21 protein-coding genes and 1 pseudogene are annotated in these 22,742 nt (G+C 69.7%); 12 read left to right on the top strand and 10 right to left on the bottom strand.

All coding sequences use genetic code 11. The annotated features are described in order from the left end of the window. Positions 1 to 51: 51 nt before the first annotated feature. Complete coding sequence (locus OQF71_RS05765; protein WP_280586412.1) at positions 52 to 1,677, bottom strand: methyl-accepting chemotaxis protein; 1,626 nt, start codon at positions 1,675 to 1,677, stop codon at positions 52 to 54. Positions 1,678 to 1,822: 145 nt separating this feature from the next. Between OQF71_RS05765 and OQF71_RS05760 the strand changes: the two genes are divergently transcribed. After that, positions 1,823 to 3,625: an excinuclease ABC subunit C gene (locus OQF71_RS05760; protein ID WP_280586410.1), complete on the top strand. Its 1,803-nt coding sequence runs from the start codon at positions 1,823 to 1,825 to the stop codon at positions 3,623 to 3,625. A gap of 334 nt (positions 3,626 to 3,959) precedes the next feature. Here OQF71_RS05760 and OQF71_RS05755 read toward each other — a convergent pair whose 3' ends face one another. Then, positions 3,960 to 5,198 carry an MFS transporter gene (locus OQF71_RS05755; protein ID WP_280586409.1) on the bottom strand — a complete coding sequence of 413 codons (1,239 nt, stop codon included), beginning with the start codon at positions 5,196 to 5,198 and terminating at the stop codon, positions 3,960 to 3,962. 162 nt (positions 5,199 to 5,360) lie between these two features. On the opposite strand from OQF71_RS05755, the gene thpR reads away from it, so the two are divergent. Both thpR and OQF71_RS05745 read left to right on the top strand, forming a co-directional pair. Beyond that, on the top strand, positions 5,361 to 5,954 hold the full coding sequence (gene thpR / locus OQF71_RS05750) for an RNA 2',3'-cyclic phosphodiesterase (RefSeq protein WP_280586408.1): 594 nt from the start codon (positions 5,361 to 5,363) through the stop codon (positions 5,952 to 5,954). 159 nt (positions 5,955 to 6,113) lie between these two features. Continuing rightward, the gene (locus tag OQF71_RS05745) at positions 6,114 to 7,418 is read left to right on the top strand and encodes a HEAT repeat domain-containing protein (RefSeq protein WP_280586407.1); all 1,305 of its coding nucleotides are present in this window, start codon (positions 6,114 to 6,116) and stop codon (positions 7,416 to 7,418) included. 45 nt (positions 7,419 to 7,463) lie between these two features. Here OQF71_RS05745 and OQF71_RS05740 read toward each other — a convergent pair whose 3' ends face one another. Beyond that, the gene (locus OQF71_RS05740; RefSeq protein WP_309243338.1) at positions 7,464 to 8,294 is read right to left on the bottom strand and encodes a hypothetical protein; all 831 of its coding nucleotides are present in this window, start codon (positions 8,292 to 8,294) and stop codon (positions 7,464 to 7,466) included. A gap of 49 nt (positions 8,295 to 8,343) precedes the next feature. Further along, a complete protein-coding gene (locus tag OQF71_RS05735; RefSeq protein WP_280586405.1) occupies positions 8,344 to 9,627 on the bottom strand; it encodes a hemolysin family protein in 1,284 nt (427 codons plus the stop codon). 224 nt (positions 9,628 to 9,851) lie between these two features. On the opposite strand from OQF71_RS05735, the gene serA reads away from it, so the two are divergent. The 3 genes from serA (at position 9,852) to OQF71_RS05720 (ending at position 13,751) form a co-directional block, all read left to right on the top strand. After that, positions 9,852 to 11,456, top strand: a complete 1,605-nt coding sequence (gene serA, locus OQF71_RS05730) for a phosphoglycerate dehydrogenase (RefSeq protein ID WP_280586404.1) — start codon at positions 9,852 to 9,854, stop codon at positions 11,454 to 11,456. 178 nt (positions 11,457 to 11,634) lie between these two features. Next, positions 11,635 to 12,441: an N-acyl homoserine lactonase family protein gene (locus OQF71_RS05725; RefSeq protein WP_280586403.1), complete on the top strand. Its 807-nt coding sequence runs from the start codon at positions 11,635 to 11,637 to the stop codon at positions 12,439 to 12,441. Then, entirely contained in the window at positions 12,438 to 13,751 is a 1,314-nt protein-coding gene (locus OQF71_RS05720; RefSeq protein WP_280586402.1) for a hydroxyacid-oxoacid transhydrogenase, read from the top strand. The genes OQF71_RS05725 and OQF71_RS05720 overlap by 4 nt, the downstream gene beginning before the upstream one ends. A 48-nt stretch (positions 13,752 to 13,799) precedes the next feature. On the opposite strand, the gene thrC is transcribed toward OQF71_RS05720, so the two are convergent. From thrC to OQF71_RS05700, 4 genes are all read right to left on the bottom strand, one after another. Continuing rightward, entirely contained in the window at positions 13,800 to 15,083 is a 1,284-nt protein-coding gene (gene thrC, locus OQF71_RS05715; protein ID WP_280586401.1) for a threonine synthase, read from the bottom strand. A gap of 127 nt (positions 15,084 to 15,210) precedes the next feature. Further along, the gene (locus tag OQF71_RS05710; protein WP_280586400.1) at positions 15,211 to 15,426 is read right to left on the bottom strand and encodes a hypothetical protein; all 216 of its coding nucleotides are present in this window, start codon (positions 15,424 to 15,426) and stop codon (positions 15,211 to 15,213) included. 107 nt (positions 15,427 to 15,533) lie between these two features. After that, positions 15,534 to 16,208, bottom strand: a complete 675-nt coding sequence (upp, locus tag OQF71_RS05705) for a uracil phosphoribosyltransferase (protein ID WP_280586399.1) — start codon at positions 16,206 to 16,208, stop codon at positions 15,534 to 15,536. Between the two features lie 79 nt (positions 16,209 to 16,287). After that, complete coding sequence (locus OQF71_RS05700) at positions 16,288 to 16,503, bottom strand: hypothetical protein (RefSeq protein WP_280586398.1); 216 nt, start codon at positions 16,501 to 16,503, stop codon at positions 16,288 to 16,290. A gap of 59 nt (positions 16,504 to 16,562) precedes the next feature. Here OQF71_RS05700 and OQF71_RS05695 point away from each other — a divergent pair, with 59 nt between their 5' ends. Both OQF71_RS05695 and OQF71_RS05690 read left to right on the top strand, forming a co-directional pair. Continuing rightward, a complete protein-coding gene (locus OQF71_RS05695; RefSeq protein WP_280586397.1) occupies positions 16,563 to 16,889 on the top strand; it encodes a hypothetical protein in 327 nt (108 codons plus the stop codon). Positions 16,890 to 17,020: 131 nt separating this feature from the next. After that, a complete protein-coding gene (locus tag OQF71_RS05690) occupies positions 17,021 to 17,260 on the top strand; it encodes a hypothetical protein (RefSeq protein WP_280586396.1) in 240 nt (79 codons plus the stop codon). 100 nt (positions 17,261 to 17,360) lie between these two features. On the opposite strand, the gene OQF71_RS05685 is transcribed toward OQF71_RS05690, so the two are convergent. Next, positions 17,361 to 18,641 (bottom strand): GTP-binding protein, encoded by a 1,281-nt coding sequence (locus OQF71_RS05685; RefSeq protein ID WP_280586395.1) that lies wholly within the window; start codon positions 18,639 to 18,641, stop codon positions 17,361 to 17,363. A 152-nt stretch (positions 18,642 to 18,793) separates the two neighbouring features. Here OQF71_RS05685 and OQF71_RS05680 point away from each other — a divergent pair, with 152 nt between their 5' ends. The 4 genes from OQF71_RS05680 to OQF71_RS05665 all read left to right on the top strand — a co-directional run bounded on the left by OQF71_RS05680 (position 18,794) and on the right by OQF71_RS05665 (position 22,434). Beyond that, positions 18,794 to 19,009 (top strand): hypothetical protein, encoded by a 216-nt coding sequence (locus tag OQF71_RS05680; protein WP_280586393.1) that lies wholly within the window; start codon positions 18,794 to 18,796, stop codon positions 19,007 to 19,009. A gap of 99 nt (positions 19,010 to 19,108) precedes the next feature. Beyond that, entirely contained in the window at positions 19,109 to 19,405 is a 297-nt protein-coding gene (locus OQF71_RS05675) for a hypothetical protein (protein ID WP_280586392.1), read from the top strand. Next, on the top strand, positions 19,405 to 20,382 hold the full coding sequence (locus OQF71_RS05670) for a TRC40/GET3/ArsA family transport-energizing ATPase (protein ID WP_280586391.1): 978 nt from the start codon (positions 19,405 to 19,407) through the stop codon (positions 20,380 to 20,382). The genes OQF71_RS05675 and OQF71_RS05670 overlap by 1 nt, the downstream gene beginning before the upstream one ends. 162 nt (positions 20,383 to 20,544) lie before the next feature. Further along, the gene (locus tag OQF71_RS05665) at positions 20,545 to 22,434 is read left to right on the top strand and encodes a carbon starvation CstA family protein (RefSeq protein ID WP_280586390.1); all 1,890 of its coding nucleotides are present in this window, start codon (positions 20,545 to 20,547) and stop codon (positions 22,432 to 22,434) included. A 74-nt stretch (positions 22,435 to 22,508) separates the two neighbouring features. Here OQF71_RS05665 and OQF71_RS05660 read toward each other — a convergent pair. After that, positions 22,509 to 22,742 (bottom strand): annotated as a pseudogene (locus OQF71_RS05660) (hypothetical protein); the annotation flags it as partial.

The raw sequence follows: 22,742 nt of genomic DNA, 5'->3' as shown, positions 1-22,742 counted from the left end.
CCGATCGGGGACCGCTCGCCCCCCGACCGACCTCCAATCGATGGACTCCCGCTACTGCCGGGTGTCCAGCCGCTCGACGCGCGTTATCAGCTCGTCGACGGCGATCTCCTGATCGTCGGTGGCGTCGACGATACGGTCGGTCGCGTCCTCGGTGCGGTCCGACCGCTCTCGCACCGACTCCAGCGACGAGGTGAGCTCCTCGACCGTCGCGGCCTGGTCGTCCGTGGTCCGGGCGACCTCGGCGACGCCCGCGGCGGCCTCGTCGACCGCGTCTGCGATGTTTTCGAGGGAGTCGAGCACCGTCTCGATCTCGGTGCCGGCGTCTTCGATGCGATCGTGCGAGCGCTCGACCGCCGTGCTCGTCTCGTCGGACTGCGCCTGAAGCTGGTCGAGGCTCTCCGTGATGTCTTCGGTGTAGCCGCGGGTCTCGTCGGCGAGCTTCTTCACCTCCTCGGCCACGACCGCGAAGCCGTCTCCGCCCTCGCCGGCGCGTGCGGCCTCGATGTTGGCGTTGAGCGCGAGCAGGTTCGTCTGCTCGGCCACGTCCGAGATCACTTCGATGACCTCCTCGATGTCGTCCATGCGCTCCGAGAGCGCCCCGACGCTCTCGACGAGCTCGTCGCCGATCGAGACGACGTCTTCGGTCGCCTCGCGGGCGTCCTCGCTGGCGTCGAGCCCCTCGTCGGCGGCCTCGCTGGCCGCGACCGCGGCGGAGTCGACCTGGTCGGCCGTGGCGGCGACCTCCTCCATGCCGGCCGAGAAGGACTGCATCTCGGAGACGCTCTCCTCTAACAGCTCGTTCTGCTCGTCGACGTTCTCGGCGATGTCGGCGGCGGCCCCGCTCGCCTCTTGGACCGTCCGGTCGATCTGCTGCGCCTGCTCGTGGACGCTCTCGGAGAGGTCCCGCAGGTTCTCGGCCATCCCGTTGACGACGCCGATGACGGCCAGCAGCTCCTCGTCGAGGATCTCGCACTCCTCGTGCCGGGCGACGCGGGCGTCGAGGTTCCCCTCGCCGATCTCCTCGGCCGTCTCGCGGACCTCCGTCACCAGCGTCTCGGTCGCATTCCGCTGGTTGACGTTCTCCGTTCGGTCGATGACGACCTCGGTGACGCCGACGAGTTCGTCGCCGTCGTACAGCGGTGTCGCCGTGAACTCGATGTGCTTCTCGTCGCCGTGGCGGTCCACCATTGTGCTGGTGTCGCGGTAGCGGGTCTGCGCCGAGTCGCAGCGGTCGACTCCGTACACCTCGTCGGCTGTCTTCGGGGCGTCGAGCACCTTGTCGGCGAGCGTGTCGGCCCGCCGTCCGTCGGGGTAGAACAGCTCGGAAACGTGGTCGTGGCCGACGGCGTCCTCGCGCTCGCTCCCGGTAAGCGACGCGATGGACTCGTTCCACTCGGCGATCCTCCCCTCGCCGTCGAGGATGAACGTCGGGACGCCGGTGGCGTCGAACACCTGCTCGAAGCCGGCGGCGGCGAGCGTCCCGGCGCGATCGACGCCCAGCCCCTCCGTGATCCCGTCCCCCTCTCCGTCGAACTCCCCCGTCTCGTCGGGCTGTCCGGCCCCGGTCGGCCCCTCATCGCCGGCTGGATCGTCGACGACGACGCCGCCGTCAGGGACCGACCGCGAGTTCCGATCCCGTCCGAACACGCGCCGGAGTAGCCCTCGAACTCCCGTCATATCTATGTCGCCTTCTCCCGACCACCGCAATAAACTGTCCCCTCTGTTATTCACGGTTGATAATCAAAGACCCCGCGAACGACGGGATACCTGCCGCCATCCCCGCCCGCAGCGTTCAAACGCGTCCGGCGGCTACCCGAGTCCGATGGACGCCGACGCCGTGCGCGAGCGGGTCGCGGACCTCCCGACCGAGCCCGGCGTCTACCAGTTCCGGGCGGGGGAGACGACGCTGTACGTGGGCAAGGCGGTCGATCTCCGGGGTCGAGTCCGGTCGTACGCGGACCCCCGATCGGGGCGCATCCGGGGCATGGTCGCGCGCGCCGACCGGATCGAGTTCGCGGTCACCGACACCGAGACGCAGGCGCTGCTGCTGGAGGCCAACCTCATCAAGCGGCTCCAGCCGCGGTTCAACGTCCGGCTGAAAGACGACAAGTCGTACCCGCTGATCGCCTTGACCGACCACCCCGTCCCCCGGATCGAGGTCACCCGTGACCCGGAGGAGGGCGCGGTCGCGTACGGGCCGTTCACGGACAAGGGCCGCGTCGAAACCGTGGTGAAGGCGATCCGCGACGAGTACCGGCTCCGCGGCTGCTCGGACCACAAGTACGCGAACCGCGACCGCCCCTGTCTCGACTACGAGATGGGGATCTGCTCGGCCCCCTGCACCGGCGAGGTCGACCCCGAGCGCTACGCCGAGGACGTGGCCGCGGTCCATCGCTTTCTGGAGGGCGAGACGGGCGTCCTCGCCGATCCCCTGCGCCGGCGGATGGAGGCGGCCGCCGGGGGCGCGGAGTTCGAGCGCGCAGCCAACCTCCGAGACCGGCTCGAGGCCGTCGAGGCGTTCCACGGCGAGGGCGGCGAGGCCGTCAGCGACCGGTCCGACGACCGCACCGTCGACGTGCTCGCGGCCGCGGTCGAGGGCGACGTCGCCCGCGTGGCCCGGCTCCACAGCGAGCGCGGCCAGCTGGTCGACCGGAGCCGCCATCGATTGGACGCGGCGGCGATGGGCGACGACGACGAGGTGGTGGGCGGAGAGGCGAGCGGCGCCGACTCCGCCGACCCCGCCGACCCCGACGCCAACACCCCCGCGGCGGTGCTGTCCGCGTTCCTCACGCAGTACTACGCGGAGCGGGAGTTCCCGGACGCGGTCCTCTTGGCGGAGCGCCCGTCGGACCCGGACGTGGTCGACTGGCTGGAGGCGGAGGGCGTCGCGGTGCGAGTGCCCGGCGCGGGTCGCGAGGCGAAGCTGGTCGAACTCGCCCTCAAGAACGCCCGGAAGCGCGGCGGCCGCGACGACCCGGTCGGCGCGCTCGGCGAGCGGCTCGGGATCGACCGCCCCGCCCGGATCGAGGGGTTCGACGTGAGCCACGCGCAGGGCACCGCGGTGGTCGGCGCCGACGTCTGCTTCGTCGACGGGAGCGCGGAGACGGCCGACTACCGCCGGAAGAAGCTCACCGACCGCAACGACGACTACGCGAACATGCGCGAGCTGGTTCGGTGGCGCGCCGAGCGCGCGGTCGAGGGCCGCGACGACCGGCCCGACGCCGACCTGCTGCTCATCGACGGGGGCGAGGGCCAACTCGGCGCCGCCCGCGACGCGCTCGCGGAGACCGGTTGGGACGTGCCCGTCGTCGCCTTGGCGAAGGCCGAGGAGCTGGTCGTCACCCCGTCCGGCACCCGCCGGTGGGACGACGACGCCCCCGAGCTCCACCTGCTCCAGAGGGTGCGCGACGAGGCGCACCGCTTCGCCGTCTCCTACCACCAGACCGTCCGCGACGAGGTCAAGACAGTCCTCGACGACGTGCCCGGCGTCGGCCCGGAGACCCGCCGCCGTCTCCTCCGTCGGTTCGGCTCGGTCGAGAGCGTCCGCGACGCCTCCAGCGAAGACCTCACCGACGTCGACGGCATCGGCGAGGCGACGGCCGAGACGCTCCGCGAGCGGTTATAACCGAACTGCGCGGTCGGCGCGTCCCACCGCGTCGCCCGCCGGGCGTGAGCAGCGAGGCGCCGGGAGCGGGGTGAGGTCGTCATGCGGCGCCGTCGGGCGGAACCCGAGGCAACAGCCGCGGGGACGAAGCCGGGCGGCGACCGGACCGCGGGAGCGAGCGGAGTGAGCGACGGGGACCGCAGCGAGGCCGTCGAGTCCCGCGGTTAGGGCTCTGGATGCGTTCGTCGCCGACCGACGTAGGGGATACGCTCAGCGTCCGAACCGGCCTCTATCCGTGGGGTTCCGCGCGAATCGCCACTACCTGCCTGAGGCGGTGTCTCGGCCATCGCGGCGTTCACTCTCGGACCGCTTCATCGCCGATAGGGGCCTCCCACAGGAGGATGCTCACCGCTCCGACGATGAGAACGACGCCCCCGACACCGAGCGCGAACAGCGGAGAGATGGCGTCCGAGATGATGCCGCTCCCAAGTTGAAAGGGGACGACGGCGAGGCCGCTGACCATCGCCATCGCGCTCAGAACGGTGGCGCGACCGAGCGTCTCCACCCGGTCGTTGACGTACTGTCCGGCGAACGACCGTGTGACGTCCGAGACCCCCCGAATCAGGAGGAAGGTCGGAAGCGCTAGGACCGGTACGAAGTACATCCCTACCAACGCGCTACCGACGGCGAACGGGAGGGCGAGAAACCACTTCCGCAGCCCGATCGTCTCTCTGATCGCCCCCGTGTAGTAGTTCAGTACCGCGCCGACGAGACTGTACGCCGCATAGAACCATCCCAGCAGGGCTTCGACCTGCGATTGGGCGATTCCGAGGTCGAGCACGACCGTCTCGAAAATCGGCTGAAGGAAGACGAACACGAGGTACGTGACCGCCGCGTACAGGACGTAGTAGTAGAGCAGGAACGACCGCAGGCGACGGCGCGAGAGTACCTCCCGCACGATGCGCACCGTCCGGCGGAGGCTCAGATCCGCTGTGGCGGTCTGCTTGTACGTCTCCGGTTCGTCGAGCGTGAGCAGTACCCCGACTCCGAGACTCGTCACGCCCGCCGCGACGAACCACGGATACGAGAGGTCGATGCTTCCGAGATATCCGCCGAGGATCGCCGCACCGGCTCCGATGGCCAACGCCGCCGACTCTCCGCGCCCTCGGACGTGCGCGAACTCGTCCTCTGAGAGGTCGTCGGTGAGGGTGTCGTAGAGCCACGCGTCTTCGCTACCGGAACGAAAGTTGTAGCCCAGCGACCAGCAGACGTAGAGGCCCGCCAGCGGAAGAAACGAGCTCGACAGGCCGATCCCGAGAAGCGTAACGGAGATGAGCGACGTCCCGATGAGGAGGCTGTTGCGTCGTCCGACGCGGTCGCCGACGTAGCCGGTGGGAATCTCTCCGAACAGCGTCGTCAGGTTGTAGAGGGCCTCCAGAATCGCGATCTGAGTGAACGACAGCCCTTGGGCCAGAAAGAAGAGGTACATGACGGGCCGATAGAACTCGACCGCTTTCGTCGATTTATATATGTAATATTTCAGAATGTTTCCGGAGACCGCTCCCCCGGACCCATCACTCGAGGCGCCTGCCATTCGTGTACTGACGAACGGCGAGCCGACAAGTATACCCTGTTATTACGGATCGGCCGGTCGAGCACATACGCCGGCGTATTTGGCCGGTACCCCCGATCCGCTTCCGCCATTCTCCGCGTCGTCGACGATTTATGTTCGAACGCGACCGATCCCCACCCGACTATGCGAGCCTTCTTCGCCGTCGACCTGCCCGACGACCTCGCGGAGTCCGTCGCCGACGCGCAGGCCGCGTTCGAGGGCGCGGACGGACTGCGGTTCGTCGATCCCGAGCAGGCGCACGTGACGCTGAAGTTCCTCGGTGCGATCGGCGGGAACACCGCCGGCGAGAGCGACGACGACGCCGACGCTCCCGCCCTCAACGACGTGATCGCGGCCGGCGAGCGCGCCGTCGAGACCGCCGACGTCGACCCTTTCGAGTGCGCCGTCCAGGGGTTCGGCGTCTTCCCGAGCCTCGACTACGTCTCGGTCGTCTGGGCGGGGGTCGGCGCGGGGGACGCGGAACTGACCGCGCTCCACGACTCCCTGGAGACCGAGGCGACCGCGCTCGGCGTCGATCCCGCGGAGCACGCGTTCACCCCGCACGTCACGCTCGCCCGGATGGACGACGCCCGCGGGAAGGGACTGGTGCGGGACGCCGTCCGAAACCGCGATCCCGAGGTCGGTCGGTTCGAGGCCGACGCGGTCCGACTCGTCTCCTCGACCCTGACGGACGACGGCCCGGTGTACGAGACCGTCGCGTCGATCGAGCTCGGATAAGCCGGCGGGTGTAGGGGACGCCCGACCGCGGCGGAGGCCGAGACGAGATCCGCCGCTGATATCGACGAGTCGAGGGACCGGAACGCGGTCTCGCCGATATTCTCATAACTGATACTTTCGGGGGTACGTTTAATCGCGACGCCGATAAGTCGGGGACAGATGGAGCACGACTCGCGTTCGGACCGGGCCGACGGTGCACGTCCCCGGGCGTTCGCGCTACTCGACGAGGGCAACGACGCGACGACCCGACTGGAGGGCGTCGAGGCGCTCGGAAGCCCGTCGAGTTCGATGGTCGGCGACGAGCGTCAGATCGTCGACCGACTGTTGCGGGTCGTACTCACCGACGAGGACGCCGCCGTCCGTGCGGAGGCCATCGACGCGCTGTACTTCCACGGCGACCGATACGTCGACGAGCTCGTCTCCCGGGTCGCGGCCGCGGTCCGACGGCGCGACCCCGCCGACGATCCGGAGACCGCGTTCGCCCGATGGCTGACGAGCGACCACGCCGCCTATCGGATGGTCGGGGCGACCGGGCTGGGCGCGACGGGATCACCGGACGCGACGGACCGACTCCGCGAAGCGTTCGACGACGGCGACGCCCGGGTGCGGGCCCGGTCGGTCCGTGCGTACGCCGAGCTCGGCGGTGACGCGGTCACCCCGATCAGACCGCTGTTGGGAACGCGGAACGCGCTCGTGTGTCGCTCCGCGGTCGACGCGCTGGTGACGATCGGCACGGCGGAGGCGGTGACGCTCCTCTCGGCCGCCGCGGACGCGGGGAGCGAACGGCTCCGCCGGACCGTCGTCACGCGGCTGTACGGGCTGGACCGCCCCGAGTCGGCGACGACGCTCCTCCGGGCGACGACCGACCCGTCGCCGGAAGTCCGGTACGCGGCGACCGTGTCGCTGGTCAGGCTCCTCGCGGAGGGGGAGTCGGTCCGGGGACGCGACGTCCGCGAGCGGGTCGTCGCCGACCGGGCGTCAGGGGACGGAAGCGAGGAGACGACCGGAGCCGACGAGACGCGCGACCCGCACGACGCGGCCGGCGTCGCCGACGGCGCCGAGGACCGGCCGATCGCTCGGCTGCTCCACGGGGTCGTCTCCGGCGACCGCGGGGGCCACGCCACCGACGAGACGCGGTGTCACGCGGCGTGGCTGCTCGGCGAGCTCGCGACGGCGACCGGCGACCCGGCCGTCATCGAGTGGCTGCTGGACGCGCTCGGCCACGCCGACGACCTCGTCGCCGACCTCGCCGCCGCGTATCTCCGGCGCGTCGAGTTCCCGGATCTCGAACGACAGCTCAGGGCGCTCGCGGAGGACCCGGAAACGGACGAGGACACGAGCGAGCGAGCGCGGCGGGTGCTCCGCCGTCGGAAGCGCCTGACGGCCGACCGCGTGACCGATCGGGCTCTGGAGTACGTCTACGTCAGGTGGCCGGCGGACTACACGGAGAAACACCGAGAGTGACTCGGTGGAACGGGAGGCGGGCTCCCGGACGAACGAGACGCCGGGCTACGTCGTCCGGACGAACCGCTCGTCTTCGGCCGCCAGACGCAGGTCGATCTCGTCGTCGAGGAAGTTCAGCACGGTCGAGACGTTCGCGTCCGCGTCGGCGTCGGCGTACAGCTGAAGGGCGCCGCCGGTGTCGTCCAATCGGGCGGAGAGCATCCTGATAAACGAGCAGGCCGTCTGCACGTCGAACGACCGAACGATCTCACGGAACACGCTCACCTCGACCGAGAGCGTGTCGCCGGCGGCGTGGTTGGCGTCGATGATCCGCGACACCGTCTCACCGAGCTCCTCCGCGCCGAGTCGAGGATCGATCTCGACGATCTCGACGGACCCGTCGTCGGGACCGTCGGGCGCGTCGGTCTCGAACGAGTACGGTTCGCTGCTGACGACGACGGTCCGACCGGGCCAAGCGCCGAGTTCCGCGTCGAGCAGGCGAACGAATCGGTCCGGGTCGGCGGTGACCGCGATCACCAAGTCGGCGTTGCCGTGGAAATGCACCCGGAGCGCGTCGGCGCCCGGGCCGTCGACCGGCGCGGCGACGTGGACGGTGCCGTCCCACGAGAAGCGGTCCGCGACGTGGACGCCGTCGTCGAGCCCGTCCGCGGCGTGCTCGTAGAGGTGGCTCTCGAACTCCTCCACGACGCTGTCACCGTCGTAGGCCGTCTTCTCGGTCGAACAGTACGGGCAGTCCCAGCTCGTCCGGAAGTCCGACCGGGAGACGGCGTCCGGCGTGTGCGCGAGGAGGTGCGACCCGACGACGTCGCGCATCTCGGAGCGGTCCGCGGTCCACGCGACGAACCCGCATCGACCGCACCCCCATCGAGTCATCATTATCGAAAGCGTGTGTATCACCTGTCGATCGGGGGATATGTATGTTGTGCTACAGGGGACCGTCGCTGTCAGTCGACCCCGCGTCGGGACCGGGATGCTCGACCCGGACCCGCGTCACCCGCGTCGGGGTCGCCCCGGTGACGGTGAGCGTCACGTCGCCGAAGGCGACCGTGTCGCCCTCGGCCGCGACCCGCCCGACCCGCTGGGTGATCAGTCCCGCGACCGTCTCGACGCCCCGGTCGACCGGGAGGTCCAGCCCGAGCGAATCGTTCAGATGCACGACGGTGGTCCACCCGCGGACGACCGCGGCGTCGGGCGCCACCACGTCGACGTGATCGGTCTCCCACCGGCCGACCAGCTCGCCGACGACCTCTTCGACCACGTCCTCTAAGGTGACGATCCCGACGACCGCGCCGAACTCGTCGACGACGACCGCCAGCCGCCCCCCGCTCGACCGCAGCTCGTCGAACAGCTCGTCGACCGGCTGGGTCTCCGGGACGAACGTCGGCTCCCGGAGCGCGCTCGCGAGCGGCTCGCCCCGTTCGTGGGCGCCGATGGCGTCGCGCACGTCGACGGTTCCAACGATGTCGTCGCGGTTCTCGCCGTAGACGGGCATCCGGGTGACGCCCTCTCGGCCGGCTGCCGAGAGCACGTCGGCCGGGGTCGCGGTGTCCGGGAGCGCCACCATGTCGGTGCGCGGGACCATTACCGCGGAGACGCGCGTCGACTCCAGGTCGAGGACGCCGCGTATCATCGCGCCCTCCTCGGGATCGATCGCGCCTGCCGCCTGCCCCGAGAGCACGAGCGTCTCGATCTCCTCTCGGGTGAGGTACGACTCGATGGCGGACTCGCCGCCCGTGAATCGATTGACGACGCCGGAGAGCGCCTCGAACACGTACAGCACCGGGCGGATGACGCGCTGGATCGCGACGACCGGCCGGGAGACCCGGAGCGCGTGCCGCTCGGCGTTCGCCACCGCGTAGGACTTCGGCGCGATCTCGCCGAAGACGATGACGAAGACGCTCGTGACGAGCGTCGAGCCCGTGGCCGCCTCGCCTCCCGAGAAGCCGAACCGCACGAAGACGGCGGTCGCGACCGAGGCGGCCGCGATGTTGGCGATGTTGTTGCTCACGAGGGCCGTGACGAGGAAGCGGTGCGAGTCCTCTCGAAGCGCCGAGAGCGCCCGCGCGCCCGGCGCGTCGGCGGCGAGCAGCGAGTCGATCCGGTGGGTGGGGACCGAGAAGACGGCCAGCTCCGAACTGGAAAAGAAGGCGCTGATCCCCGTCAACACGAGGATGGCGGCCACACCGGCGAACGCGATCGTGACGTCCATACCCGACCAAGCGTCCGGATATAAAAGGCAGTACCGCCGCCCGGCGCGCTCCGCGCCGGGCGGTCCGCGCGGGCGGAACAGCTCGCCCCGGACGATCGGTACCCACGAACGAGGATTTTCCACCCGAAATAGGGGGGTTTAGTACGCACAATCGAGGATCGTCACGGCCGGCAAAACGAAGCGATGAGGAAAGGGTTAACCTCGCGCCGCCGGTGAAAACGCCCATGAAGGTACTCGTGACCGACCCCATCGCGGACGCGGGGTTGGACCGACTCCGAGACGCCGGCCACGAGGTCGTAACGGACTACGAATCCGAGGGCGACGACCTGCTCGACGCCGTGAGCGACGCCAACGCGCTGATCGTCCGCTCCGGGACCGACGTGAACGAGGCGGTGTTCGAGGCCGCCTCGGAGCTCGTCATCGTCGGGCGCGCCGGTATCGGCGTCGACAACATCGACATCGAGGCCGCCACCGACCACGGCGTCATCGTCGCCAACGCGCCCGAGGGGAACGTTCGGGCCGCCGCCGAGCACACGGTCGCGATGACGTTCGCCGTCGCGCGCTCGATCCCGCAGGCCCACGGCCGCCTCGTCGGCGGTGAGTGGGCGAAAGGCGAGTTCCTCGGCACCGAGATCAACAACAAGACGCTCACCATCGTCGGGCTCGGCCGGGTGGGCCAGCAGGTCGCCAAGCGGCTCGACTCGCTCGGGATGGATCTCGTCGTCTATGACCCGTACATCTCCGAGGAGCGCGCCGACCGCCTCGGCGCCGAGCTGGTCGAGGACCTCCACGAGGCGCTCGCGGCCGGCGACTTCGCGACGGTCCACACCCCCCTCCTCCCCGAGACCGAGGGGATGATCGGCGAGGCCGAGCTGGCCCAGCTCGAGGGCGGCTACCTGATCAACTGCGCCCGCGGCGGCATCGTCGACGAGGACGCGCTCGCCGAGGCGGTCGAGGACGGCGTCCTCGCGGGCGCCGCGCTCGACTCCTTCGCCGAGGAGCCGCTGTCGCAGGACTCGCCGCTGCTCGACGTCGAGGAGATCGTCTTGACGCCGCACCTCGGCGCCTCGACCGAGGCGGCCCAGGAGAACGTCGCGGTCGACACCGCGGAGGCCGTGCTCTCGGCGTTCGACGACGAGCCGGTGCTGACCGCGCTCAACGCGCCCTCCGTCGACGAGACGGCGTTCCCGCGGATCAAGCCGTACATCGCCGTGGCGGAGACCGCCGGCAAGGTCGCCGCGCAGCTGCTCGACGGGCGGATCACGAGCGTGGAGACGGCCTACGAGGGCGACATCGCCGCGGAGGACGTCGAGCTCGTCACCGCCAGCGCCCTGAAAGGCGTCTTCGAGCCGCTGGAGTGGCAGGTGAACGCGGTGAACGCGCCGCGGCTCGCCGAGGAGCGCGGCATCGACGTGACCGAGTCGAAGACCCGCCAGACGGAGGACTTCCAGAGCCTCGTGCGCGTCACGGTCCACAACGGCGAGGACTCCATCGCGGTCGAGGGTACCCTGTTCGCGGGCGAGGACCCGCGTATCGTCCGGATCGACGGCTTCCGGGTCGACGCCGTCCCGTACGGTAACATGCTGGTCGCGCGCAACACCGACGAGCCGGGCGTCATCGGGCTCATCGGCACCGTCCTCGGCGACTACGACGTCAACATCGCCGGGATGTACAACGCCCGCGAGACGCAGGGCGGCGAGGCGCTCACCGTCTACAACCTCGATCAGGACGTGCCGGACGAGGCCATCGAGACGCTGCTCGGCGACGACCGGGTCGTCGAGGTCACCGAGATCACGCTCGACGACGCCGACGAGCGGCCGGCGGAGTAAAGAACCTCGCGCTGCGGCGTGGTGGGCTGCAGTCCGAAGACCCCGGTCTAACGCCTTTTAAGCCGGCAATTCGGCGAAAACGCGAGCCGTGGCGCCGCGATACCGCTCGCCGAACCGAAGAAACGGAACCCCCTCTCGGGGCCACGTTTATGAATATTTATGATGAATAGCTGATTGTATGGTCGACGCTGAGATTCACGTCATCGATCGCGGCGGGTTGTACTGTGACATGAACTACATGATGGAGGCGAACACCATCGGCAGCCGCGACGAGCCGAATCCGGACACCGAGTACGACGAGATCCCGGTGTGGAATCTCGTGATCGACCATCCGGAGGCGACGATCCTCTGGGACACGGGCTCGCACCACGACGCCGCCGACGGTCACTGGCCCGAGGGGCTCGTACAGGCCTTTTACCCGCACGACGCGAGCGAGCACCGGCTCGACGACGACCTGGCGGCGGCGGGCTACTCGCTCGACGACGTCGACGCGGTGTTCCAGAGCCACCTCCATCTCGATCACGCGGGCGGACTGGAGTTCTTCGCGGGCACCGACACGCCGGTGTACGTCCACGAGCAGGAACTGAAGTTCGCGTACTACAGCGCGAAGACGGACGAGGGAAGCGGCGCGTACGTGCTCGACGACTTCGATCACGACCTGAACTGGCAGGTGCTTCACCGCGACCGCGAGGAGCGTTTCACCGACTTGGAGTTCGTTCGGTTCCCCGGCCATACGCCGGGACTGACCGGCTCCGTGGTTCACCTCGACTCCGGCGGTACCGTCGTGTTCACCGGCGATCAGGTGTACATGGACGAGAACTACGAGGAAGGGACGCCGCTCGGCGGTCCCCTCGTGTGGGGGAAAACGGAGTGGACGGAGAGCATACACCGCATCCGCGAGCTGGAGCGGCGCCACGACGCCGAGATCGTGTTCGGCCACGACCCCGCCCAGTTCGAGGCGATCCAACCGGGGTGGGGAGTGTGAGCTACGAGCGATCCGTCTCCGCCGACCCGCACCGGCTCTCGCCGGAGACCGTTTGGGAGGTACGGATGCCCGCGATCCGCGTCGGCGCCAACGCGGCCGACGAGCTCGGCTACCAGCTCGGACAGCTCGGGCTCTCCGGCGAGGGCGGCGGGCTGATCGTCACCGATTCGGACCTCGTCTCCCTCGGACACGTCGATCGCGTCGCCGACGAGCTGGAGGCCGACGGATTCGACGTCGACGTGTACGACGGCGTCGAGCGCGAGCCCAGCATCGCGGCCGTCGAGGAGTGTATCAGCTTCGTCCGCGACGAGACGGGAGCAGACGGGTACGACTTCTACCTCGGGCTCGGCGGCGGGAGCTGTATGGACACCGCGAAGGCGACGCGGGCGATCGTCGCCAACGGCGGCGACGTACTCGACTACGTTGCGGCTCCCACGGGCGCGGGAGAGGACCTCACGGAATCCGGACCGCCGCTGATCCTGTTGCCGACGACGGCGGGTACCGGCTCGGAAATCTCTCCCGTGGCGATCCTCTCGGTGCCCGAAAAGGGGATCAAAGAGGGGATCTCCAGCGCGCACGTCCGGGCCGACGCCGCGGTGCTCGACCCGACGCTCACCACGACCCTGCCGCCGGATCTCACGGCGAAGACCGCGATGGACGCTCTCGGGCACGCGATCGAGGGATACACCACCCACCGCTACGACGACCTGCTTCGCCCCGAGGACCCCGCCGACCGCCCGGTGTACGCCGGGCGCACCGGGTTCACCGAGATGTTCAGCGAGAAGGCGATCGACCTCCTCTCGTCGAACGTGCGCCGCGTCGTCAACAACGGCGACGATATCGAGGCGCGCGGCGCGATGCTGAAGGGCGCGCTGTTCGGCGCGATAGCCGGACTCACTGCCGGTGCGAGCCTCGCGCACGCGATGGCGTATCCCGTCGGCAACAACTACCACACCTACCACGGGGAGACGATCGCCGCGCTCACCCCCGCGAGCACCCTCGGCTACAACGTCGCCAGCGACCCGCCGCGGTTCGCGAAGGTGGCGGAGATGCTCGGCGCCGACACCTCGGGGATGAGCACCCGCGAGGCCGCCGACGAGGCCCGCGAGGAGTTCGTGCGCCTCCAGCGAGACCTCAACGTGCTCCCGAGCGGGCTCAACGAACTGGCGGGGATCACCGCCGCCGACACGGATGAGCTCGCCGAAAGCACCGTCGAGAGCCAGCAGCGACTCCTCCGGTGTAACCCGCGTCCCGTGACGAAAGGGGACGTGGAGGCGGTGTTCCAGGACGCGCTGTACAACTGGGAGTAGCGGAGACGATACATCCGGAAACCGCGGCGGGTCGGCGTTCCCCGACGCTCACCCGTGCAGGTGGTCGAGCACCGCGTCCACGTCGTTCGGGACGGACTCGGGGTCGCCGCCGGCCTCGTAGGCGGCCTCGGGGTCTTTCAAGAGGTGCCCCGTCGTCAGGCAGACGACCCGCTCGTCGTCGTCGACGACGCCGGAGCGCCGGAGCTTCTTCAGCCCGGCGAGGCTCGCCGCGGAGGCGGGCTCGACGCCGACGCCCTCGGCGGCGAGGTGGCGCTGCGCGGCGGTGATCTCGTCGTCGCTGACGGCGACCGCGGTGCCGTCGGTGTTGCGGATCCCGGGGATCGCCTTCGGCGCGTTGACCGGGTTGCCGATGCGGATCGCGGTCGCCCGCGTCTCGACCTCCTCCCACCGGCGGATCTCGTCGTTCCCCTCCTCGATCGCCTCGACCATCGGCGCGGCGCCCTCGGCCTGCACGCCGGTCAGCCTGGGGACCTCGTCGACGTCGAGCGCGCCCGCCTGGACGAGCTCGCGGAAGCCCTTATACAGCGCCGAGGTGTTGCCCGCGTTGCCCACGGGGAGGACGATCCGGTCCGGGAAGGTCCCGTAGTCGGCGTAGAACTCCTCTAGGATCTCGAAGCCGATCGTCTTCTGGCCCTCAAGACGGAAGGGGTTCAGCGAGTTGAGCAGGTACGCCTCGCCGCGGGCGGCCAGCTCTTGGACGATGTCGAGACACGCGTCGAAGTTGCCGTCGACTTCCAGGATTCGGGCGCCGTGGAGGCTCGCCTGCGCGACCTTACCGGCGGCGACTTTCCCGTCCGGGAGGAGCACGAGCGTCTGCATGTCGCCGCGCCCGCCGTAGGCGGCGAGCGCGGCCGAGGTGTTCCCGGTAGAGGCGCACGCGAGCGCGCCGACGCCCAACTCCTTGGCGACCCGGACGCCGACGGTCATCCCGCGGTCCTTGAACGAGCCGGTGGGGTTCATTCCCTCGTGTTTGACCCGGAGCGTCTCGACGCCGACCGCCTCCTCGATCCGCGGGACGCGGTGGAGCGGGGTGTCGCCCTCGGGCAGCGTGACGCCCAGATCGAAGGGGAGCGCCTCGCGGTACCGCCAGACGCCGCGGTCGGGACCGTCGGACGAGGCTCCCGATCCGAACTCGTCGAACGTCGGCGGGTCGGCGTAGCGCACCTCCAGCAGCCCGTCGCATTCGTCGCAGGTGTACCGGACGTCCTCGAAGGGGCCGAACGTCTCGTCGCACTCGATACAGGCGAGCCACGTCCCGTCGTCGGCGCAGTCGGGCGCCGCCGGGGCCGGGGCGTCGATGGCGAGGTCCATTACGTCGTCGTCCGTTCCGCCGCGGCTTAAGACGGGCGGTCGGGACGGACGTTGCCGTGTGTGGGCTCCGAGGCGAACCGGTTCGGCGCGGGGACGGCGTCCCGAACCGGGTTCGGTCCGCGGGAGCTCAGTCGACGATGATCTCGGAGCTCCCGTCGGACTCGTCGGGGCCCGAGCCGAGCCGGTCCTGATAACGCTGGATCCAGTCGGCGAAGCAGTCCGGGCAGAGCCGCTGCGTGTCGATGTTCGCCCGGTCGACGCTCAGCCGGACGGTCCGCGCGAGCGCGTCCGTCGTCGGCTCGCCGCAGCCGTCACAGGGCACGGTCGTCGGCGCGTCGCTCATACCGGTCGGTCGCGGGGGCGGCTCTTAAAAGTACGTCGACGGACCGCGCAGGACCGAGCCCGGACCGCGCAGGACCGAGCCCGGACAGCCGCCGGCGCCTCGCGACCTCAGACCGTCCGGAACGCGCGGTCGCCGGCGTCGCCGAGCCCGGGAACGATGAACCCGTCGTCGTCGAGGTAGTCATCGATGGCGACCGTCAGGAGGTCGGCCTCGGGGACTACCTCGCTCACGCGGACGAGCCCGTCGGGCGCGGAGACCGCCGAGAGGACGAACAGGTCCTCGAACTCGCCGGCCTCGTCGAGGACGTGGTCGAGCACCGCGCACATCGTCGAGCCGGTCGCGAGCATCGGATCGGCGACGATGACGGTGTCGTCGGGGCCGATCTCGGGCAGCTTCACGTAGTCGATGGTGATCGGGAACTCGCCGTCGGTCATCCCGGCCTCCTCGTCGCGGCCGGCGGAGATGACCCCCTGCTTCGCGCGGGGGAACGCCTTCAGGAGGCCCTCGACGAACGGGGTCGCGGCCCGGAGGACGTTGATGATAACCACGTCGTCGAGCCCCTTCACGCGCTCGCCGGTGGTCTCTTGCAGAGGGGTCGTCACCGGGACGTACTCCGTCTCCATCGCGCCGTCGATGATCTCGTACCCGCAGATGCGGCCGAGCTTCACGAGGCCCTTCCGGAAGGCGACCTGCTCGGTCTCGACGTCCCGGAGCCGCGAGAGGGTGTCCTTCGCCAGCGCGTGCGTGATGAGATACGCGTCGTCGCGGTCTTCGATCGTCATTACCGGGAGAGGGACCGCGGTCGGCTTAAAACGTGGCGAACGTCCGCGGTCGTACCGTTCGGCGCCCTTCGCCTCGGACTTACCGCAACACTACGAGGTACGTCGCGGCGAAGACGATCAGCCCGAGCGTCGCGACGTTCGGCGCGGTGAACCCGGCGATCCCGATCTGGTCGAGCCCCCAGACGACGGTCAGTGCGAACACCCCGGACAGGAGCGCGTTCAACAGGAGGATCAGCCGCGGGTCGCCCTCCGATTCTTCCATCCCCTCGCGGATCCCCTTCTGCTCCTCGCTCATGGGGAACATCCGGGGAGACCGGCACTTAGCTCTTTGTCCGTGCGGTCCCTACGAGGCCCATGGACATCGAGGTGCGCGTCCGCAACCGTCACGGCGACCGGGTGGACCCCGTCCCGTTCCTCGTCGTCGTCGGCCTCGCGTTCGCGTTCGCGCTCTCGTTCGGTCCCCTCTACGGCCTCGCGTACGGCCTCGCGCTCCCGGCGTCGGTGGCCGTCTCGACGCTCGCCTTCGCGGTCGCGGCCGCGGTCGCGTACCACCGGCTCGTCCGCTGCGCTCCGCCACTCGACGCCGGTCCCCTCCCGCCGGGACCGCGGCTCGCACGGCTGCTGTACGCCGGCGCGGCGTTCGGCGTCCTGCTCGTCGCGCTCACCGTTCCGCTGCTCTGAGCTCCCGCTTCGACCCCCGACCGGCCGCCCAGCGGCCGTGCACCGCTCGCTCGGGCGGCCGCCGACCGCGCCTGTGCGCCCGGCTCACACAGCACCGGGAGAATAAGATGCCGGAACCCCTACGATCGTTCATGGGAATTCTCGACACGGTGACGGACATAATGGGGGAATCGACCCAGCGCGCCCCGGAGACCGCCGGCGACGACGGCTCGAAGGGGTCGTACTGGTGCGACGACTGCGGCGTGCGGGTCCGCGACGTCGAGGTCGACGCGGAGGGGCTCGACCGCGACGAGGAGGGCACGCCCGCGTGCCCCGACTGCGGCGACTCGATGCGGTTCGAGCGCGCGAGCGGGAGCGGCTGCGCCTGCTGAAGGCGGCGCCCGCTGAATGCGGCGTCCGCTGAAGGCGGCGCCCGCTGAATGCGGCGTCCGCTGAAGGCGGCGCCCGCGGTCCCGGCGATCGGTTCCTCTCTCAGGGCTCGCGGAGCGCCAGCTCCTCGCCCTGCTCCGTCGGGAAGGGAAGCGCCCCGTCGGTCTCGTCCTCCCTCTCCTCGAAGCCCGCCCACTCCTCGTCGGTGACGAGCGCCTCGTCCAGGCGCTCCCGGAGCGCCGCCTCGTCGATGCCGGTGCCGATGACGACGTACTCCGTCAGCCGGTCGCCGTGTTCCTCCTCCCAGTCCAGCTCGGGCCGGTTCGAGCGCAGCATGTCGCGCTCGACGGCCGGGAGGCTCGCGATCCAGGGGCCGAGCGCCGTGACTCGGACCGATGCGGCGGCCTGCCCCACCTGCTGGCGCTGGTCCGTGCCCGCGACCCACAGCGTCCCCTTCGAGCGGACGACTTCGGGAGGCAGATCGCGGAGGACGGCGGCGATCCGCTCCGGGTGGAACGGTCGCCGGCGACGGTAAGTGAAGGAGGTGATCCCGTACACCTCGTCCGGGTGGCGATGCGCGTGGTCGCCGTGGTCGCCGCCGCCCTCCGCTCCGTCGCCGTGACCGGCGTGGTCGCCGCGGCCCTCGCCGTCGTCGTCGTGACCGTCCGCCAGCGCCCGCTTCCATCCCGGCAGGTCGCCGAGCTCGCCCGCGTCGAACAGCCCGACGTCGAGGACGCGGTCGGGGTCGACCGCGGAGAACTCCGCGACCACCGTCTCCGCGTCGGGCTGGAGGGCGCCCACGAGCTCGACCGCCTCGTCCATCTCCGCGTCGGTACAGAGGTCGGCCTTGTTACACACCACGAGGTTCGACACCTCGACCTGCTCGACGAGGAGGTCCGAGAGCGGGCGGGCCTCCTCGTCGTCGTCCGCGGCGACGCGGCGCTCGGGGGTCTCCTCGCCGCCGAAGGCGTCGAGGAATCGCCGCGTGTCGATCACGGTCACCAGCGCGTCGACCCGGTAGCGGGCCGCCGCGCGCGACTCGGTCGTGAACAGCCGCGCGACCGGGGCCGGCTCGGAGATGCCCGACGACTCGACGACCAGATTGTCGAAGGAGCGCTCGTTCGCGAGCCGCACCACGGCGGTCTCGAGGTCGTCCTGGAGCTCGCAGCAGATACAGCCGTTCGACAGCTCCGTGACCCCCTCGACGTCGACCTCGGACTCCTCCGCGATCAGCTCGGCGTCGACGTTGACGTCGCCCATGTCGTTGACGAGCACCGCGATGTCGCGCTCGCCGGCGTTTCGCAGGAGGTGGTTCAGCAGCGTCGTCTTGCCCGCCCCGAGGCTCCCCGAGAGCACGGTCACCGGAATCCGATCGTCGTCCATGAGGGTCGGTCGGTGTGCGGGCCCCTTCAACGTCGCGGCGGCGGAACCGAGGGAGGCTCGCCGCCGGGCTCCGAACCCTTTCGGCGGAAGCCGATACGTCGATCTCACCGGAAGCCGATACGTTGATACGTCGCGCCCGCGCACCGCTGACCATGTTCCAGTACGTATCGGCGGTGGGGATCGTGGCGATCGCGATGACGATCCTGATGGTCGCCGCGATGCTGTACCTCGTCTGGGGCGCGCTCGACGGGGACGCGCACACGCCGACCCCCGACCAGAGCGAACAGCCGGAGCTCGACGAGGGCGACGAGGCGGCCGACTCGGACGAGCCGCAGGCCGAACTGACCGCCGACGGCAACTCCGCCTGAGCGACCCCGGTTCGTCCGACCGACGGACGCGAACCGCCGGCGAGCGCCGGACGCCCGACCGCGACAGCTTTTAACACGCCCCGACCGTCACGACCGATAATGACAATCGCAGACCGGATCGATCGATTCCGAGCCGCCTTCGAGGAGTGGCTCCGCGGCCTGTACCACGGGATGGTCACTCACGCGGCCTACGAGAAGATCGAGAAGGAGGCGGAGGACACGGAAGACGAGTTCATGCTCGCGTGCTTCCCCGACGCCTTCGGCATCCCCTCGCCGGTCTCGTACTACACCGCCGAGCTGCTCCCCTACCTCGAAGACGAGTTCGAGGCGTGGGAGCGGCGGCTGTGGGACCGCGAGAGCCTCATGGAACGGAAGGGCCAGCAGTACCACTTCTGATGGAACGGTTCGTCTTCTTCGGCGGTAAGGGCGGCGTCGGCAAGACCACCGTCTCGTGCGCCTACGCCCACCGCTGCGCGGACGCGGGACTGCGGACGCTCGTCGTCTCGACGGACCCCGCGCACTCGGTGTCGGACGTGTTCGACCAGCAGTTCGGCGACGACCCGGAGCCGGTCGACGGAGTCGACGGGCTCGACGCGATGGAGATCGACCCCGAGGACGAGATGCAGCGGCACCTCCAGGAGATCCGCGAGGGCCTCTCCGAACAGGTGTCGACGGCGATGGTCTCGGAGATCAACCGGCAGTTGGAGATGTCGCACGGCACGCCGGGCGCGTACGAGTCCGCCCTCTTCGACGCGTTCGTGGGCGTGATGCGCGAGGAGAGCGAGCCGTACGACCGGGTCGTCTTCGACACCGCGCCGACCGGGTCGACGCTGCGGCTGCTCGGGCTCCCGGACTTCCTCGGCGACTGGATCGACCGCCTGCTGTACAAGCGCAAGCAGTCGATCGACCTCTTCGAGAAGGCCGCGATCGGCGACGCGGAGCCCCGGCGGATGATGGACGGCGACCCGGTGTTAGAGCGGCTCCAGCGGCGCAAGGAGTTCTTCGAGTTCGCGGGCGACACGATGCGGAACGACGCCGCCTTCTTCCTCGTGTTGAACCCAGACCAGCTGTCGGTCAACGAGACGGGCCGGGCGATCGAGGGGTTCACCGAGCGCGACCTGCGCGTCCGCGGCCTCGTGGCGAACAAGCTCACCCCGTCGCCCGAGGCGCACGAGGAGGGACGCGGGGCCAGCTACCTCCGCGACAAGGTCGCGACCGAGCGCGAGCGGATCGATCAGGTCCGCGAGGAGTTCGACCCGCCTCTGGTCGCCGAGATCGAGTCGCGAACCAGCGAGGTCCGCGGGGACGTGCTCGCGGAGGTCGCGGCGGCGCTCGACGTCGAAACTGGGCAACCGCTGAGCGCGCGCGAGTAAGAACCGGACCACGTCCCGGAAAATAAACTCTCTATGCCCCGAAACAATCCCGGTTCGGCCGATTGCGATCGTCGTTTCTTCAATCCAATCGCGTAACTATCACAGTCGAAGATAATACTTAATACGCTCTTTCCGAACCGCGATCATGAGGCAGGGGAACTTATGACAAGTGTAATTTGGATCACCGTCGCTGTGCTGAGTACATTCACGATCGGATACATGGGGTACTCCCGGTACCTCTCGCAGTTCGTCGAACTCGACGCCGAAACGGAGACGCCGGCGCACAAATACGAGGACGGACAGGAGTACGTACCGTCGAAGAAGCCGGTGTTACTGGGGCATCACTTCTCGAGCATCGCCGGCGGCGCGCCGATCGTCGGCCCGATCACCGCCGGCGCCGTGTGGGGATGGGTCCCCGCGCTGCTGTGGATCGCCGTCGGCAACCCGCTGATGGGGTCGGTCCACGACTTCGTCGCGCTGTCGAGTTCGCTGCGACACGAGGGGAAGTCGATCGGCTACATCATCGGCCAGTACGTGGGCGAGCGCGGGAAGGACATGCTCCTGTGGTTCGCGTTCCTCACGATCATCCTCGTCGTGGCGGTGTTCGCCCTCGTCGTGGCCATCGTCTTCGACGCGTTCCCGCAGGTGACGACCGCGAGCTTCGTGTACATCGCGCTCGCGCTGGTGTTCGGGGTCTACCTGTACCAGCTGAACGGCCCGTTCGTGCCGGGGACCGTCCTGTTCGTCGCCGCCGTCTTCGGCGGCGTCTGGCTCGGCATCGAGTTCCCGTTCGCGCTGTTCCCGGCGGTCGGCGACGCGTCGTACCCCGCCGGAACGCTCGTTCTCGCGGACGCGCTCGGACTCGGGAGCGGGCAGTGGATCCCCGGGTCGTCGGCCGTCGCGATGAACCCGAACCGGGCGGCGTGGGTCCCGGTCATCATGCTGTACGCCGGGATCGCGAGCGCGCTCCCGGTGTGGACGCTGCTCCAGCCGCGTGACTACCTCTCGTCGTTCCTCCTGTACACCGGCGTCGGAGGGGCGCTGCTGGCGATCATCGTCGGCACGCTGCTCGGCACGTCCGCGCAGCCGCTCGTCATCGCCGACTCGATGGGCGCGTTCAACGGCTTCTGGGGCGTCGAGGGAGCCGGCCTCGCGCCGCTGTTCCCGCTCCTGTTCATCACCATCGCCTGCGGGACGATCAGCGGATTCCACTCGCTGGTCTCCTCTGGGACGACGGCCAAACAACTCGACAAGGAGACCGACGCTCGGCTGATCGGTTACGGCGGCATGCTCGGTGAGGGACTGCTCGCCGCAGTCGCGCTGTCGACGCTCGCGGTCGCCGGGTTCGCCGACCCCGCGGGCGGGATCGGCGCGGCGCTGCCGAACTTCGCGACCGGCGGCGGCATCATCCTCACCAGCTTCGGGCTGCCTCAGTCGTACGGGGCGCCGTTCATGGCGCTGGTGCTCGTGAGCTTCCTGCTCACGTCGACCGACACCGCCGTCCGCCTGGGCCGCTACATGATGGAGGAGATCGTCGGGGTCCCCACCGGGGACACCGCCTCCGGCTTCGAGAACCTCACCGACGGCCCGCGGGCGGCCCTCGCGAGCCTCGCTCGCGGTCGCTACACCAACCCGCTGGTCCAGGCCATCCCGGCGTACCTGATGGTCATCTCCGGCGAGTGGCTGACGCTGTGGGCGCTGTTCGGCGGCGCGAACCAGCTGCTCGCGGCGCTCGCGCTGTTGACCGCCACCGTCTGGCTGGCCAACTGGGACGACTCCAAACAGCTCGTCTCGACGGGCGTCCCGATGGCGATCATGACGACGATCACCGTCATGGGGCTCGCCTGGCTGGCGTTCTACAGCAACCTGTACCAGAACCTCATCCAGGGCGGAGCCGAGGGCTTCAGCTCCATCGCGTCGTCGGTCGTCCAGATGGTGCTGGCGCTGGTCCTCATCTACATCGCGCTCTCGCTGGTGCGGATCGGCTACAGTAATATCCAGTCGGCCCGCGGAGGGACGTCCGGCACGGCCGTCGAACCGAGCGACGACTGAGCCGTCTCCCGCGGCTTCGAAGTCCGATTCTTTTTATTCCACATCCGGCCAGCGGCACGTCTTCCCGCACCGACTCAGGCGTCGCGCGTGACCTCGCCGAACGGCGGGTCGCTCTCGACGCCGGCGGGCGCGACCGCGATCGCCGTGACGGCGTCGCCGTCGGCCCGGACCCGAGCGCGCTCCAGGTCGACGTCCGCGTCGTCGGCGGTCGCGGTCGCCGTCTCGCTCTCCGCCTCGGTGCCGAGCACCGTCCGCGTCGAGGCGCTCCGCCGGTCGGAGGCCGACGAGGCGCTCGCGCCGGTCGCCGG

Origin of the sequence: Halorubrum sp. Boch-26 (assembly GCF_029889805.1) — an archaeon.
Taxonomy (GTDB): Archaea; Halobacteriota; Halobacteria; order Halobacteriales; family Haloferacaceae; genus Halorubrum.
This window is presented reverse-complemented; position numbering and strand designations above follow the sequence as displayed.

What these genes read in the sequence shown, in the direction of transcription:
- OQF71_RS05765 (WP_280586412.1), bottom strand. Translation starts at nt 1,677, where the DNA reads ATGACGGGAGTTCGAGGGCTACTCCGGCGCGTGTTCGGACGGGATCGG.
- OQF71_RS05760 (WP_280586410.1), top strand. Translation starts at nt 1,823, where the DNA reads ATGGACGCCGACGCCGTGCGCGAGCGGGTCGCGGACCTCCCGACCGAG.
- OQF71_RS05755 (WP_280586409.1), bottom strand. Translation starts at nt 5,198, where the DNA reads ATGGCAGGCGCCTCGAGTGATGGGTCCGGGGGAGCGGTCTCCGGAAAC.
- thpR (WP_280586408.1), top strand. Translation starts at nt 5,361, where the DNA reads ATGCGAGCCTTCTTCGCCGTCGACCTGCCCGACGACCTCGCGGAGTCC.
- OQF71_RS05745 (WP_280586407.1), top strand. Translation starts at nt 6,114, where the DNA reads ATGGAGCACGACTCGCGTTCGGACCGGGCCGACGGTGCACGTCCCCGG.
- OQF71_RS05740 (WP_309243338.1), bottom strand. Translation starts at nt 8,294, where the DNA reads ATGATGACTCGATGGGGGTGCGGTCGATGCGGGTTCGTCGCGTGGACC.
- OQF71_RS05735 (WP_280586405.1), bottom strand. Translation starts at nt 9,627, where the DNA reads ATGGACGTCACGATCGCGTTCGCCGGTGTGGCCGCCATCCTCGTGTTG.
- serA (WP_280586404.1), top strand. Translation starts at nt 9,852, where the DNA reads ATGAAGGTACTCGTGACCGACCCCATCGCGGACGCGGGGTTGGACCGA.
- OQF71_RS05725 (WP_280586403.1), top strand. Translation starts at nt 11,635, where the DNA reads ATGGTCGACGCTGAGATTCACGTCATCGATCGCGGCGGGTTGTACTGT.
- thrC (WP_280586401.1), bottom strand. Translation starts at nt 15,083, where the DNA reads ATGGACCTCGCCATCGACGCCCCGGCCCCGGCGGCGCCCGACTGCGCC.
- OQF71_RS05710 (WP_280586400.1), bottom strand. Translation starts at nt 15,426, where the DNA reads ATGAGCGACGCGCCGACGACCGTGCCCTGTGACGGCTGCGGCGAGCCG.
- upp (WP_280586399.1), bottom strand. Translation starts at nt 16,208, where the DNA reads ATGACGATCGAAGACCGCGACGACGCGTATCTCATCACGCACGCGCTG.
- OQF71_RS05700 (WP_280586398.1), bottom strand. Translation starts at nt 16,503, where the DNA reads ATGAGCGAGGAGCAGAAGGGGATCCGCGAGGGGATGGAAGAATCGGAG.
- OQF71_RS05695 (WP_280586397.1), top strand. Translation starts at nt 16,563, where the DNA reads ATGGACATCGAGGTGCGCGTCCGCAACCGTCACGGCGACCGGGTGGAC.
- OQF71_RS05690 (WP_280586396.1), top strand. Translation starts at nt 17,021, where the DNA reads ATGGGAATTCTCGACACGGTGACGGACATAATGGGGGAATCGACCCAG.
- OQF71_RS05685 (WP_280586395.1), bottom strand. Translation starts at nt 18,641, where the DNA reads ATGGACGACGATCGGATTCCGGTGACCGTGCTCTCGGGGAGCCTCGGG.
- OQF71_RS05680 (WP_280586393.1), top strand. Translation starts at nt 18,794, where the DNA reads ATGTTCCAGTACGTATCGGCGGTGGGGATCGTGGCGATCGCGATGACG.
- OQF71_RS05675 (WP_280586392.1), top strand. Translation starts at nt 19,109, where the DNA reads ATGACAATCGCAGACCGGATCGATCGATTCCGAGCCGCCTTCGAGGAG.
- OQF71_RS05670 (WP_280586391.1), top strand. Translation starts at nt 19,405, where the DNA reads ATGGAACGGTTCGTCTTCTTCGGCGGTAAGGGCGGCGTCGGCAAGACC.
- OQF71_RS05665 (WP_280586390.1), top strand. Translation starts at nt 20,545, where the DNA reads ATGACAAGTGTAATTTGGATCACCGTCGCTGTGCTGAGTACATTCACG.